Raw genomic sequence first — 13,656 nt, forward strand, 5'->3', positions numbered from 1 at the left:
AGTCAGGGGACGAAACCCCAGATCCGGACGCTACTCCGGCGTGTCCGTTTTCACCACTCGTCGAGGGATGACAGGGGTGTTCCGGGTCGTTCCGGAGGAGTGCCGCCGATCCACGTCTTTCCGTCTCCATCCGGGTAACGAGCGGGGGCGGCGCGGCGTTCCGGAGGTCAGGCGGGACGCCGCAGCCGGGTGAAGGCCCAGCTCATCCGCGGTTCGACCGCCCAGCGGGCCGCCCGGCGCACCGGCGGGGTGCACAGCAGCGCGGCCAGGCCCACGCCGAAGAGCGCCACCGCCGCCACGCCGGGCACCGTGGCGGCCCGGTCGCCGTAGAACCGCTCCGCGACCTTCACCACGAAACCGTGCAGCAGGTAGGCGTACATGGTCGCCGCCCCGAGCCCGGAGTACCAGGTCCGCCTGGACGGGGTGACCGCCAGGAACGCGGCGACCAGCAGCGCCCCGGCGGCCAGCAGGCCCAGCCGGACGAGGCTCCCGGTGAGGTCGTCCACCCCGATCGCCGCGTTGGCGTGCCGCCAGCGGATCCACTCCGTCCGCACCTCGGTGTGCAGGAGCAGCGCCGCCGCGGCTCCCGCCGCCAGCACCGCCGCCCCCGCCATCCGCGCCCCGCGCCGCCGGAGCAGGGCGAGGTGCTCGGGGCGGAGCATCAGGCCGAGCACGTAGAACGGCAGGAGCGCGAGCGTGCGGTTCATCGAGAGCTCGTCGGGCAGGGAGCCGGTCCCCGAGAGCAGCGAGAGCCCCACCGCGACCGCCAGCGGCCACCTGAGCTGCTGCCAGACCGGCGTGGACAGCCGCCACAGGAACAGCGACATCAGGAACCAGGTCAGGTAGTACGGGTCGAGGAGGCTGATCTCCAGCTTGCCGTACATGACCAGCCGGGGGAGCGAGTAGGCCAGTTCGAAGAGCACGTACGGCACGGCGAGCGTGCTGATCAGTTTGCGCGCCTTGCCGGAGGAGAAGGTGAAGTTCCGCGACAGGTGACCGCTGAGCACGATGAACAGCGGCATGTGGAAGACGTACACGTAGAAATAGGCCGCGTGCGCGACCGCCACGTCCCGGAGGTCCTCGATCAGGTGCCCGGAGACGACCAGGGTGATCGCCAGGAACTTGGCGTTGTCGAAGAACGGGTCACGGCCGGTCTCGCCGGAGAGATCCGTCCGGACGGGGGTTGCGACGCTCACAGCCTCCGGACCCTAACGAGGCGGCCCGCGGTCCTCGCCCAACACCGGGTGAAGGCCCGGAGAACTCTGCCGCCCGGCGTCTCCGGCGCCCGGATCCCGCGCTTCGGCGCGCGGGTCTCATTATCCGGGACGGGAAGGCCCGCGCACGGTCACTCCCACAACAAATCATTACAATTCCACCATTAACCTCGTTAATCACGCTAATCATCAGGCCCTCCACTGCGCCCGAACCGCATCGGTGCTAGTCTCCTGTCCGATCTTTCGGAGGCACATTCATCCCCAAATCGCCGCAAGCCTCCGCGCACTGAGGTTGGGACGAGTGGGCATGGGCTCTGGAAACCGCTCGATTCGGTTCAAGATCTTTCTGCTGCTGCTCCTGCCCCTGCTCTCCCTCAGCGCCCTGTGGGGCTTCGTGCTCAACCTGACCGTCGGCGACGGGACCGCGCTGCTCCGCGCGGACCGGCTCTACGAGACGGTCGGCGTGACCTCCACCGAGTTGGGGCGGCAGCTCCAGGCCGAGCGGGCCCGCACCTCCACGGCGATCAGCTCGCGGGAGCTGACCAGCGGCTTCGGCGAGCAGCGCGCCCGCACCGACCGGGCGCTCGCCGAGTTCCGCACGGCCGAGCGCACCGTCGGCCCGGACGCCTCCGAGCTGCGCGCCTCCCTCGACGGGCTCACCGCCCACCTCGCGCAGCTGCCGGAGATCCGCTCGGCGATCGACGGCGGCCGGTACACGCGCCTTGAGGCGCTGTCGCACTACAACGAGATCCTGGACGCGGTCTTCCTCCTGTACGACCAGCTCGTCTCGGTCCCCGACCTGTCGATCTTCCAGCAGGCCACGGCCGTGCAGGCGATGGGCAACGCCCGCGAGATGCTCGCCCGGGAGGACGCGCTGATCAGCGGCGCGCTGATCGACGGCCGGTTCTCCGCCGACGAGCGCGCCGCCTTCGCCGAGCACGTGGCGGCCCGCCGCTTCCTGCACGCGCGCGGGCTGTCCGGGCTGGACTCCGCGCTCGGCAAGCCGTACCAGGAGCTCTTCGCCTCCCCCGCCTTCGAGAGGTTCGAGACGACCGAGGCGGCCGTCATCTCCGGCGAGGGCGCCGCGCCGCCCGCCGAGGCCCGGCCCTGGAAGGAGATCGTCTCCCCCCTCGCCGACCGGATCGACCGGCTCGGCGCCGCCTCGTCCGACGCCCTGGCCGAGCGGTCCCGCGCGCTGTCCTTCGGCGTCGTCGCCCGGATCGCCCTGGCGGGCGGGGTCGGCCTGGCCGCCGTGGTCGTCTCGATCATCATCTCGGTCCGCTTCGGCCGCCGCCTCGCCGGCGAGCTGGCCGGGCTCCGCACCGTCGCGCTCGATCTGGCGGACGTGCGCCTGCCCCGTCTCGTGGCGCGCCTGCGGCGCGGCGAGGAGGTCGACGTGGCGGCCGAGGCCCCGCCGATCGAGGCACGGGCCGCGGGCGGCTCGGCGGAGGTCATCGACGTGGCGCACGCGTTCGGCTCGGTGCAGCGCACCGCGATCGAGGCCGCCGTCGGCCAGGCCGACCTGCGCCGCGGGGTCAGCCAGGTCTTCGTCAACCTCGCCCGCCGCAAGCAGGGGCTGCTCCACCGCCAGCTCTCCCTGCTCGACGGCATGCAGCGCCGGGCGACCGATCCCGAGGGCCTCGACGACCTGTTCCGGCTGGACCACCTCACCACGCGCATGCGCCGCCACGCCGAGAGCCTGATCATCCTGTCCGGTGCGGCCCCCGGGCGCGCCTGGAGCACCCCGGTCCCGGTGGTCGACGTCGTCAGGGCGGCGATCGCCGAGGTCGAGGACTACCGGCGGATCATCGTCTCGCCGCTGCCCGACGCGCTGTTCGACGGGACCGCGGTCGCCGACGTCACCCACCTGATCGCCGAGCTCCTCGAGAACGCCACGATCTACTCGCCGCCGCAGACCACGGTCACCGTGCGCGGCGACGTGGTGGCCAACGGGTTCGCCGTCGAGGTGGAGGACCGGGGGCTGGGCCTGAGCGACCTGGAGTACGAGGAGATCAACGCCCGGCTGGCCGACCCGCCGGAGTTCGACCTGGCCGACAGCGACCGGCTGGGCCTGTTCGTGGTGGGCCGGCTCGCCGCCCGGCACGGCATCCAGGTCGTGCTGCGCGCCTCGCCGTTCGGCGGCACCACGGCCATCGTGCTCGTCCCCCGCGCGGTGCTCGCCGAGCTCCCCTCCCCGCTCTCCGTCACCGCCGAGCGGATCCCCCGGCGGTCCACCGCTCCCCGGCTCGCGGGCGGCACCGGAAACGGAACCGGGACCGGGGCCGGAGTCGGCACCGGAACCGGCGGCCCCGCTCCGGCCGCGCCGGGCCCCGCCCCCTCGCGGGGCGGCACGACGTCCTCCTCGCGGGGCGCGGGACTGCCGCGCCGTACGCGGACGGTCCCCCCCGCCTCCCCGGCGCGCGCCTCCGGCCAGCCCCTGGCGGCGCCGACGCTCACCGTGGTGAACGGCCTGCCGGACGGCGGGGCGGACGACCCCGGCGGTCCGCCCGCCCGGGAGATCACGGGTCCCGGTAGCCTGCCCAGGCGTGTACGGCAGGCGAACCTCGCTCCGCAGCTGCGCCAGGACTCCCCTCCGCCGGAGGATCCGGCGCCGGATCCTCCGGCCGCCGGGCGCTCGCCGGAGGAGGCCCGCGCGCTGTTCTCCGCCTTCCAGGCGGGTGCGCGGCGCGGGCGGGAGGAGCAGGAGGACGGCGCCGGCGCGCGGGAGGACGGCGCCGGCGATCTCGCACACCAGAAGACAGGCGAAAAGGAGGACGAGTGACCGAGCACAGCGAGGGCGCCGGCAGGCGGGAAGCCGCGGTCATGCGTCCGACGGAGGAGGTCACATGGCCGGAAGGCTGAGCGGCACCGGCGAACTGAACTGGCTCCTCGACGACCTGACCAGCCGGGTGGCCGCGGTGCGGCAGGCGGTGATCCTGTCCACCGACGGGCTCGCCGTCGGTTTCTCCACGGGGCTCAGCCGCGAGGACGCCGAGCATCTGTCCGCCGTCGCGGCCGGCTTCCAGAGCCTGGCCCGCGGGGCCGGACGCCACTTCGGCGGCGGCGAGGTCCGCCAGACCATCGTGGAGATGGAGTCGGCGTTCCTGTTCGTCACGGCCGCCGGGCAGGGGACCTGCCTGGCGGTGCTGAGCAGTTCGGACGCCGACGTCGGCCACGTCGCCTACGAGATGGCGATGCTGGTCAAGCGGGTCGGCCAGCACATCTCCGCGAATCCGCGCCAAGGCCTGTCATGACCCGCTGGATGGATGAGGAGGCCGGTCCCGTGGTCCGGCCGTACGCCCTCATCGGGGGCCGCACCCGGTCCTCCGGTGACGCGCTGGACCTGGTCGCCATGGTCACCGCGACCGGGGGCGCCGCCTCCGGCGGGTTCGTGCCCGGCCCGGAGCAGGAGCGCATCCTCACCCTGGTCACCACCGCGACCTCGGTCGCCGACGTCGCCTCGGAGCTCGACCTGCCCCTGGGCGTGGTCCGGGTCCTCCTGGGCGACCTGCAGGACCACGGTCTCATCTCGATCGGACGCGCCTCGGCCAGTGAGCGCATTCTCAAGGAAGTGATCAATGGACTTCGAGCCCTCTGACGAGCCGGTCGCGCTCAAGATCCTCATTGCGGGCGGCTTCGGCGTGGGCAAGACCACGCTCGTCGGCGCGATCAGTGAGATCCGCCCCCTCCGCACGGAGGAGGTGCTCTCCGACCGGGGCATCGGCATCGACGACACCGACGGCGTGGAGGGCAAGACCACCACGACCGTCGCCATGGACTTCGGCCGCATCACGATCCGCGAAGGGCTGGTCGTCTACCTGTTCGGCACGCCCGGCCAGGAGCGGTTCTGGTTCATGTGGGACGAGCTGTCCTACGGCGCGCTGGGCGCGGTCGTGCTGGCCGACACGCGGCGGCTGACCGACTGCTTCCCCTCGATCGACTACTTCGAGCAGCGCGGCACGCCGTTCATCGTGGCGGTCAACTGCTTCGACGACGCCGACCAGTACGACATCGAGGAGGTCCGGTCGGCCCTCGACCTGGACCCGGACGTGCCGGTGCTGATGTGCGACGTACGGCGCCGCGCCTCGGCCAAGACCGTGCTGATCACCCTGGTGGAGCACTCCCTGCGGGTGCTGACCGCGAGCCAGGCCTGACCGTTCCGCGGCGCGGACCGGCCTCCTCGCGGTTCCCTCCTCGTCGAGGGAGCCGCGGGGCGGCCGGTCCCGCTCCCGGCGGAGACGGGTTCCGTCCTCCGCGGGGTCAGAGCGCCCGGATGCCGTTGATCACTTCCAGGAGCAGGCTCTGCGCGGGCGACGTGGCCGCCGGGATCGGCTGGCGGACGAGGATCAGCCCGTGGTCCAGCAGGTCGCCCAGGAGCACCTTGACCACGCCCAGCGGCAGTCCCGCGTCCGAGGCCACCTCGACGATCGGGCGGGCCCGCCCGACCAGGCCGAGCAGCCGCCGGTGCTCCGAGCTCAGGTGCGTCCGGGGCGAGGCCGTCGCGCCCGTCGCCACCACCATCGACATCAGGTCGAAGGCCGTGGAGGACGGGATGGTCCGCCCACCGGTCAGGGCGTAGGGGCGGACGACCGGTCCGGCCTCCTCGTCGATCCATTCCATGTCGTCCACCATGTCGGTCGCCGGATCGGTCGCCGGATCGCTCATCGGATCGTCCACCGGGTGACTCATCGGGTCGCTCATCGGGTCGCTCATCGGTTCGCTCACTGGCCCGCCGCCCTCGGGCCGGTGGCCAGGTGCTGGCCGACGCGGTTGACCAGCCGTGCCATCTCGTAGGCGATGAGGCCGACGTCCGCGGCCCCCGTCGTCATGACGCACAGGCAACTGCCCTGGCCCGCCGAGGTGACGAACAGGAAGGCGGAGTCCATCTCCACCATGGTCTGGCGCACGGATCCGCCGCCGAAGTGCAGGCTCGTCCCCTTGGCCAGGCTCTGGAAGCCGGAGGCCACGGCCGACAGGTGGTCGGCGTCCTCCTTGCTCAGGTCCCGCGACGAGGCCATCATCAGCCCGTCGTTGGACAGGATCAGCGCGTGCGAGACGTCCGCCACACTCGTGACGAAATCATCCAGAAGCCAATAAAGCTCACCCGGCACGTGGTCAAGCCCCTTCCCCACCGTTGTGTTCGCTCTCCGACCGCCCGCGCCGCCATCCCGCCTGAAGCGAATTGAGCAACGCCCTCGCCTCCTCCGGCGACCTCTCCTCCACTTCGGTGACCCTGGTCTCGGTCTCGGCGACCGCTTCCGTCTCCTGGCGCAGCTGCGGCGTCAGATTCGCCTGACGTACCCGGCGGGGCAGCCCGCCACTCCGCCGCTGCGGCGTCCTGCGCGCGTCCATCGCCGCGTGCGCCCGCGCCGCCGGGACCCGCACCGCCTCTCCGGCCGGGCCGGGCGCGCCGGTGCCCCCGACTCCGGCGGGCGCTCCCGCTCCGGCGGGCGCTCCGGTGCCGTCGGCGGGCGCCCCGGCCACCGCCGTCGGCCCGGAGGCGCCGGACGGCCCGGCCGACGCCGAGGTCCCGACCGCCCCGACGAGCCGGATCGGATCGCTCCCCGGGAACGCGGAGGGGGCGGAGGACCCGGGGGCCGCCGGGACCGCCGCCGGCTCGGGCGCGCCCAGCAGGCTCTCGGGGACCAGCACCGTCACCGCGGTCCCGCCGTACGGCGAGGGCCGCAGCGTCACGCCGACCCCGTACCGGGCCGCCAGCAGGCCGACCACCGCGAAACCCAGCCGGTCGGTCTCCGCCGGGTCGAACTCCGGCGGGCTGGCCAGCCGCGCGTTGATCGCGTCGCGCCGCTCCTCCGTCAGGCCGAGGCCCCGGTCCTCGATCTCGACCGCGAAGCCGCGGGGGACGAGCCTCCCCCGGATCGAGACCTCGCCTCCGGGAGGGGAGAAGACCGTCGCGTTCTCGATGATCTCGGCGAACAGGTGCATCATGTCCGCCACCGCGTCACCGGGCAGCGTGCCGCCCGGCATCGGGTAGATCCGCACCCGCGCGTAGTCCTCGACCTGGGCGGCCGCGCCGCGCAGCACGTCCTCCATCGGCACGGCCGACCGCCATCTGCGGCCCGCCGCCCCGCCGGACAGGATCACCAGGCCCTCGGCGTGGCGGCGCATGCGGGTGGTCAGGTGGTCGAGGGTGAAGAGCTTCTCCAGCGTCTCGGGGTCCTCGGCCTGCTGCTGCATCCCGTCGAGCAGCTTGAGTTGCCGTTGGAGCAGGCCCTGCTTGCGCCGGGCGAGGTTGCGGAAGGCGTGCGCCACGCCCTCGCGCAGCCTGGCCTGCTCCACGGCGGCGTCCAGGGCGCGGTGCTGGACGCTGTCGAAGGCGGCGGCGACGGCGTGGACCTCGGAGGTGCTGCCCAGCGCCTCCAGCGGCGGCGCCTCGGCCGCCGCGTCCACCCGCTCGCCCCGCCGCAGCCTCTCCATGACGTCGGGGATCCGTACCTCGGCCAGGTCCGTGGCGGCCCGCCGCAGGCCCGCCAGCTCGCGGGTGAGCCCGCGGCCCACCCGGTAGGAGACGGCCAGGGAGACGATGACCGCCACGAGCCCGAGCGCCCCGGCGATCCCGGCCCTGACGTACGTCGCGGTGACCGCCGGGCCCGCCTTGTCGGCCAGGGCCGCGCCGGCCCGGGTGACGGCGATCTGGAAGGCCGCGTCCAGCCGGTCGGTGGCGGACCGCCAGTCGACGCCCGACACGGTGGCCCCGGTCAGCAGCCGCTTCTCCATCGTGCTGAAGCGCTCGTACAGCGGGGAGGAGGCCGCCTCGGCGACGGAGCCGCGCAGGTCCGGCCCCAGTTCCGCCAGCCCCTGCTCCAGCAGGTGGACGCGCTTGGCGGACAGCTGGGTGAACAGGCTCAGCTCCCCGCTCGACAGCGGCCGGTCCAGCGCCAGCGCCCCGGCGGCGAGCGCCCGCTCGCGGCTGAGGAAGTCCTTGGCCTGGTCGATCGCGGCCAGCGCGCGGGCCTGCTGGTAGATCTCGGGGTCGTCACCGGATCCGAGGCTGTTGCCGAAGTGCTGCACCGCGTCCGGCACCAGGCCGAACTCGCGGGAGAGCGTGATGAAGCCGATCCGGCCCTGGTCGATCCTGCCGCGCAGCTCGTCGATCCGCCCGGCGCGGGCCATCATCTCCTCGTAGTGGGCCCTGGTCCGCGGGCTCATGATCGATTGGGCGGCCTCCACGGCGGACTCCGTACGGAGCCGGGCGCGGGCCTGGTCGGTGATCATCCGCTGGGCGTCGAGCCCGGCGCGGTCGGCGGCCGATCGGGTCACGATGTACTCGGTCGAGAGCAGGTGCTCGCGCTGCAGGGCGAGCACCAGGTCGTCGGCGGGCTCGGCCACGGTCTCGTGGAGGGTGCCGGCGTTGAGCAGGCCGACCGAGTCGCCCACGGTCACGACGGCACCGAAGCCCCACAGGGCCACCAGTGAGGCGAGGGGCGTCACCAGCAGCACCGAGAGCTTGAACCGGATGGACCTGCTCGATGCCATGTCACCTCGACGGTTCAGCCTGGATGCACCGGCGGGGAGGACCCCGCAGGACGATCACTGGATCGGCGACGAGGATAGCACTGACGGTTCCCGATATCTGTGTCCTATTTGTGATAAGTCAGGAAATAGTCATGGAGTGTGACAAGTAGCACCAGTGTGACGATCTACAGCAAGAGGGGCATGTCACCCCAGAACGGCCTGTGAGGCGTGGGTGCTCGTGCTCCGGATCCAGGTCAGCCGGAGCAGTTGGACGGCCAGCACCGCGATGAGCGCGACCTCGGCGCCGAGCAGCACCCGCTCGACCAGGCCGATCAGCACCCCGTGTCCGGGGAGCGCCACGTAGGTGATCGCCAGGAGGCCGAACCCCCCGGCCAGCGAGAGCCACTCCACCGGCCTGGCCGCCGCCCGCCACCGCTCGTCCTGCGCCAGCCCCGCCGCCATGAACATGCCCGCCACGGGCATCGCGGCGAACGCGCCGACCGAGACGTAGCGGTGGACCTGGGCGCCGAGGTCCACCGCGACCCCCGGCGCGATGGTCGGCACCATCGCGATGAGCACCAGCGCCGCGCTCCACGCCAGCATCAGCCGCTCCGCCGCCGTCCCCACCGGCGCCCGCACCGCGCGCAACCCGGCGACCAGCGCGAACGACGCCACCCCCAGCGACATCACGGCGAACTCGGTCGCCCCGCCCCGGTCCAGGACGGCGTACTCGCTGATCGTCAGGTTGAGCGGGTCCAGGTACGGATCGGGATCGATCTGCCCGACCACGGCCGCGACGGCCGCGATCAGGATCCCCGCGCAGGCGATCAGCGGATAGAGCATCTTCAACCGGAGCATGACGCCCAGACTGCCCTCCGGAGGCACCCCCAGTCATCGGGATAATCCCCTGACCCGACCCTGACGCGCCCCTGAGACGCCGGCCCCGCTCCCGGGGGAGCGGGGTCCGGCCGGCCCCGCTCCGGCACGGCGTCACGGCTGCGCCCGGGGCGCCACGGTGCCGGCGCCCCGCCGACCGCGCCCCGGGGCCGGCCGTGCCCCGGGCGCACGGCCGGCCGCCGGTCGCACCGGATCCGCACCGGATCCGCACCGGATCCGCACCGAGGTCAGCCGCGCGGGCGGACCTCGGCGTAGCGGGCCCGGATCTCCGGGAGCGGGTCGGCCTCGTAGCGGGCCGACGCGCCGCCCTCCCAGACCGGGGGCTCGTCGGTGCCGGCCAGCAGCCAGGCGGCCTGCCGCGCCGCGCCGTCCGCGACGTACTCCCCCGGCTCGGGCACGACCACCGGCCGCCCGAAGACCGCCGGGGCGATCCGCCGTACGGCCTCCGACCGGGCCCCGCCGCCGACGAGCAGCACCCGGGCCGGGTCCAGTCCGAGGGCGTCGAAGGCGTCGGCCAGGTGGCAGAGCATGCCCTCGACCGCCGCCCGGGCCAGGTGGCCGGGGGTGGAGGTCTCCAGGGTCAGCCCGTGCAGCGACCCGGTCGCGTCCGGCAGGTTCGGGGTCCGCTCCCCTTCGAGGTACGGCACGCAGACCAGCCCGCCGGCCCCCGCCGGGGCGGCCAGGGCCAGCTCGCCCAGCCGGTCGAGGTCGACCCCGAGCATCCGGGCGGCCGCGTCGAGGACCCGGGCGGCGTTGAGCGTGCACACCAGCGGCAGGAACCGGCCGGTCGCGTCGGCGAACCCGGCCACGGCCCCGCTCGGGTCCGCGCTCGGCGCCTCGGCCACCGCGAACGCCGTCCCCGACGTGCCGACGGACACCACCACGTCGCCCGGCCGCGCGCCCACCCCGAGGGCGGCGGCCATGTTGTCCCCGGTCCCGGGGGCGAGCAGCGCCCCGTCCGGGACCGGGGCGCCGCCCCACGCGCGCGCGTGGGGGTCGCGGGCGAGGCGGACCTCGCCCGCACCGTCCCGGGGGCCCAGCACCCGGGGGAGCTGCGGGACGGAGCCGAGGGCGGCCTTGAGCAGGTCGGTGCGGTAGGACCCGGTCGCGGGCGACCAGTAGCCGGTCCCGGAGGCGTCGCCGCGGTCGGTGACGGGCTCCCCCGACCGCCCGGCCAGCCGCCAGGTCAGCCAGTCGTGCGGCAGGCAGACCGCGGCCGTGCGGCGGGCGCTGTCCGGCTCGTGCTCGGCCAGCCAGCGCAGCTTGCTCACGGTGAACGACGCGACCGGCACGCTGCCGACCGCCGCCGCCCACGCCGCCGGTCCGCCCAGCTCCGCGACCAGGTCGGCCGCGGCCCGCGCCGAGCGGGTGTCGTTCCAGAGCAGGGCGTCGCGCACGACCTGCCCGGACCCGTCCAGGCAGACCATGCCGTGCTGCTGCGCCGCCACGCCGACGGCCGCGACGTCGTCCAGCCCGCCGGCCCGGTCCACGGCCTCGCCCAGGGCCGTCCACCAGGCCTCGGGGTCGACCTCGGTCCCGTCGGGGTGGGCGGCCCGGCCCTGGCGGACCAGAGCGCCGGTCGCGGCGTCCCTGATCACCACCTTGCAGCTCTGGGTGGAGGAGTCCACCCCGGCCACGAGGGGTCGCGCACCGGTCATCCGCGCACTCCGAGGAGGTGCTCCAGCGCGAGCTGGTTGAGCCGGGTGAAGTGGAAGCCGCGCTCGGCGGCGGCGTCCAGGTCGAAGTCGTCGCGGGCCAGGTCGTCGAGGGTCTCGCCGGGGGCCAGCGTGGGCTGCGACAGCTCGCCGACCCGGGCGGCGGCCAGCGCCTCGGCCACCTCGGGATCGGCGCGGAAGGCCGCGGACTTCTCCTTGAGGATCAGGTAGGTGCGCATGTTGGCGGCGGCCGACTCCCACACGTCGGAGGCGTCGTCGGTGCGCAGCGGCTTGTAGTCGAAGTGGCGGGGGCCCTCGTAGCCCTCGTTCTCCAGCAGGTCGACCAGGAAGAACGCGCTCTTCACGTCGCCGTGGCCGAAGATCAGGTCCTGGTCGTACTTGGGACCGTGCTGGCCGTTCAGGTCGATGTGGAAGAGCTTGCCGTGCCAGAGCGCCTGGGCGATGCCGTGCACGAAGTTCAGCCCGGCCATCTGCTCGTGGCCGACCTCGGGGTTGAGGCCCACCCGCTCGGGGTGCTCCAGCTCGCCGATGAAGGCCAGCGCGTGGCCGATCGTCGGGAGCAGGATGTCGCCGCGCGGCTCGTTCGGCTTGGGCTCGATGGCGAACCGGATGTCGTAGCCCTTGTCGATCACGTAGGAGGTCAGCAGGTCGAGGCCCTCCTTGTAGCGGCTGAGCGCGGCCTTGACGTCCTTGGCGGCGTCGGACTCGGAGCCCTCCCGGCCGCCCCACAGGACGTAGGTGGTCGCGCCCAGCTCGGCGGCCAGGTCGAGGTTGCGGATGACCTTGCGCAGGGCGTACCGCCGGACGTCGCGGTCGTTGCTGGTGAACCCGCCGTCCTTGAAGACCGGGTGGGTGAACAGGTTGGTGGTGGCCATCGGGACCTTCAGGCCGGTCTCGGCCAGGGCGCCCTTGAAGCGCTCGATCGCCTTGTCCCGGTCGGGCTCGACGGCGAGCAGGTCGTCGTCGTGGAAGGTGACGCCGTAGGCGCCGAGCTCGCTGAGCCGGTGCACGGTCTCCACCGGGTCGAGGGCGGCCCGGGTCGCGTCGCCGAACGGGTCGCGCGCCGACCATCCGACCGTCCACAGCCCGAAGGTGAAACGGTCCTGCGGGGTGGGCGTGTAGGCGTTCATGGGCCGGTCCTCCGATTTAGTCCACTTAATGGATTTAATATGCGTCCTGGAAGTGGGATCGTCAAGAGGTGGGTGCTCCATGACACAGGCCGTACGCCACGACTCGATGCGCGCCCGCAACCTGGGGGTGGTCCTGGGCGAGGTCCGGCGGAGCGGGCCGGTCACCCGGGCCGCGCTGGCCGAGATGACCGGGCTGACCAAGACCACCGTCTCCAAGATGGTCGCCGACCTGCTCGCCGCGGGCATGGTCGCCGAGACCGGGGTCCCGTCCCGGGGCGAGCGCGGCCGGCCGGGCACCGCGGTCGCGCTCAGCGGCGGCCGGGTCGCGGCGCTCGGCCTGGAGATCAACGTCGACTACCTCTCCGCCTGCGTCGTGGACCTGACGCTGGCGGTGCGGCTGCGTCGTGCACAGGCTGTGGACAACCGGACGGCCTCACCTGTGGAAACCCTGAGTCACCTGTGCGAACTCGCCCGTGAGGCTGTGGACGAGGCCCGTGCGGCGGGCCTGGTGATCGCCGGGTCCGTCCTCGCCGTACCCGGTCCCGTGGACGACGGGCTGGTGCACAACGCCCCCAACCTCGGCTGGCGGGACGTGCACGTCGGCGAGCTGCTGAGCGGGCCGCCGGGCGGGCTGCCGGCGCCGTCGCCGTCGCCGACCGTGGACAACGAGGCCAACCTGGCCGCCCTGGGCGAGCTCTGGTTCGGCTCCGGTCACCGCGACTTCCTGCACGTCTCCGGGGAGATCGGCGTCGGCGCCGGCCTGGTCGTCGGCGGCGCGCTCTTCCGGGGCGCGCACGGGCTCGCCGGCGAGCTCGGCCACGTGGTCGTCTTCCCCGACGGCCCGGCCTGCCGCTGCGGCGGCCGGGGCTGCCTGGAGCAGTACGCCGGGCAGGAGGCGCTGCTCCGCGCGGCCGGGGCCGACACCGTCGAGCAGCTGACCGGCCGCCTCCGCGACGGGGACGCGGCGGCGCTGGCCGCCTGCGAGCGCGCCGGGCACGCGCTCGGCCTGGCGCTGACCTCCGCCGTCCACCTGTTCGACCCCGGCACGATCGTGCTGGGCGGCGTCTTCGCCCCGCTCTTCCCGTGGATCCGCGGCCCCGTGCGCGCGACCACGGCCGCCCGGCTGTCGGCGATCCGCGCCGCCGTACCCGACCTGGCCGTCTCCCGCCTCGGCGGCGACGCGGCGGTGCTCGGCGCGGCGGGGCAGGTGATCCACCGGATCGTCGCCGACCCGGTGGCCCACCTGCCCGCCCGGTGAACCGC

Annotated in this window: 12 protein-coding genes; 5 read left to right on the forward strand and 7 right to left on the reverse strand. The window is 73.8% G+C overall.

The features are described from left to right. Positions 1 to 167 precede the first annotated feature (167 nt). On the reverse strand, positions 168 to 1,196 hold the full coding sequence (locus tag HS045_RS07745; RefSeq protein ID WP_196450436.1) for an acyltransferase family protein: 1,029 nt from the start codon (positions 1,194 to 1,196) through the stop codon (positions 168 to 170). Positions 1,197 to 1,521: 325 nt separating this feature from the next. On the opposite strand from HS045_RS07745, the gene HS045_RS07750 reads away from it, so the two are divergent. The 4 genes from HS045_RS07750 (at position 1,522) to HS045_RS07765 (ending at position 5,368) form a co-directional block, all read left to right on the forward strand. After that, positions 1,522 to 3,996, forward strand: coding sequence for a nitrate- and nitrite sensing domain-containing protein (locus HS045_RS07750; RefSeq protein ID WP_196450437.1), 2,475 nt, complete (start codon positions 1,522 to 1,524; stop codon positions 3,994 to 3,996). Positions 3,997 to 4,060: 64 nt separating this feature from the next. Continuing rightward, on the forward strand, positions 4,061 to 4,468 hold the full coding sequence (locus HS045_RS07755) for a roadblock/LC7 domain-containing protein (RefSeq protein WP_196450438.1): 408 nt from the start codon (positions 4,061 to 4,063) through the stop codon (positions 4,466 to 4,468). Continuing rightward, positions 4,465 to 4,812, forward strand: coding sequence for a DUF742 domain-containing protein (locus tag HS045_RS07760; RefSeq protein ID WP_196450439.1), 348 nt, complete (start codon positions 4,465 to 4,467; stop codon positions 4,810 to 4,812). The genes HS045_RS07755 and HS045_RS07760 overlap by 4 nt, the downstream gene beginning before the upstream one ends. Then, on the forward strand, positions 4,793 to 5,368 hold the full coding sequence (locus HS045_RS07765; protein ID WP_196450440.1) for an ATP/GTP-binding protein: 576 nt from the start codon (positions 4,793 to 4,795) through the stop codon (positions 5,366 to 5,368). The genes HS045_RS07760 and HS045_RS07765 overlap by 20 nt, the downstream gene beginning before the upstream one ends. A gap of 106 nt (positions 5,369 to 5,474) precedes the next feature. On the opposite strand, the gene HS045_RS07770 is transcribed toward HS045_RS07765, so the two are convergent. The 6 genes from HS045_RS07770 to xylA form a co-directional block, all read right to left on the reverse strand. After that, on the reverse strand, positions 5,475 to 5,927 hold the full coding sequence (locus tag HS045_RS07770; RefSeq protein ID WP_307827412.1) for a DUF742 domain-containing protein: 453 nt from the start codon (positions 5,925 to 5,927) through the stop codon (positions 5,475 to 5,477). An 8-nt stretch (positions 5,928 to 5,935) separates the two neighbouring features. Continuing rightward, positions 5,936 to 6,325, reverse strand: coding sequence for a roadblock/LC7 domain-containing protein (locus HS045_RS07775; RefSeq protein WP_196450441.1), 390 nt, complete (start codon positions 6,323 to 6,325; stop codon positions 5,936 to 5,938). 4 nt (positions 6,326 to 6,329) lie between these two features. Beyond that, entirely contained in the window at positions 6,330 to 8,711 is a 2,382-nt protein-coding gene (locus tag HS045_RS07780) for a nitrate- and nitrite sensing domain-containing protein (protein WP_196450442.1), read from the reverse strand. Positions 8,712 to 8,894: 183 nt separating this feature from the next. Further along, a complete protein-coding gene (locus tag HS045_RS07785) occupies positions 8,895 to 9,548 on the reverse strand; it encodes a DUF998 domain-containing protein (protein WP_196450443.1) in 654 nt (217 codons plus the stop codon). 266 nt (positions 9,549 to 9,814) lie between these two features. Beyond that, positions 9,815 to 11,245, reverse strand: coding sequence for a xylulokinase (gene xylB, locus HS045_RS07790; protein ID WP_196450444.1), 1,431 nt, complete (start codon positions 11,243 to 11,245; stop codon positions 9,815 to 9,817). Next, positions 11,242 to 12,393, reverse strand: a complete 1,152-nt coding sequence (gene xylA / locus HS045_RS07795; protein WP_196450445.1) for a xylose isomerase — start codon at positions 12,391 to 12,393, stop codon at positions 11,242 to 11,244. Before xylA ends, xylB begins: the two co-directional genes overlap by 4 nt. A 79-nt stretch (positions 12,394 to 12,472) precedes the next feature. Here xylA and HS045_RS07800 point away from each other — a divergent pair, with 79 nt between their 5' ends. After that, a complete protein-coding gene (locus HS045_RS07800) occupies positions 12,473 to 13,651 on the forward strand; it encodes an ROK family transcriptional regulator (RefSeq protein WP_196450446.1) in 1,179 nt (392 codons plus the stop codon). Positions 13,652 to 13,656 lie beyond the last annotated feature (5 nt).

Origin of the sequence: Planomonospora sp. ID82291, from assembly GCF_015711645.1 — a bacterium.
GTDB lineage: Bacteria > Actinomycetota > Actinomycetes > Streptosporangiales > Streptosporangiaceae > Planomonospora.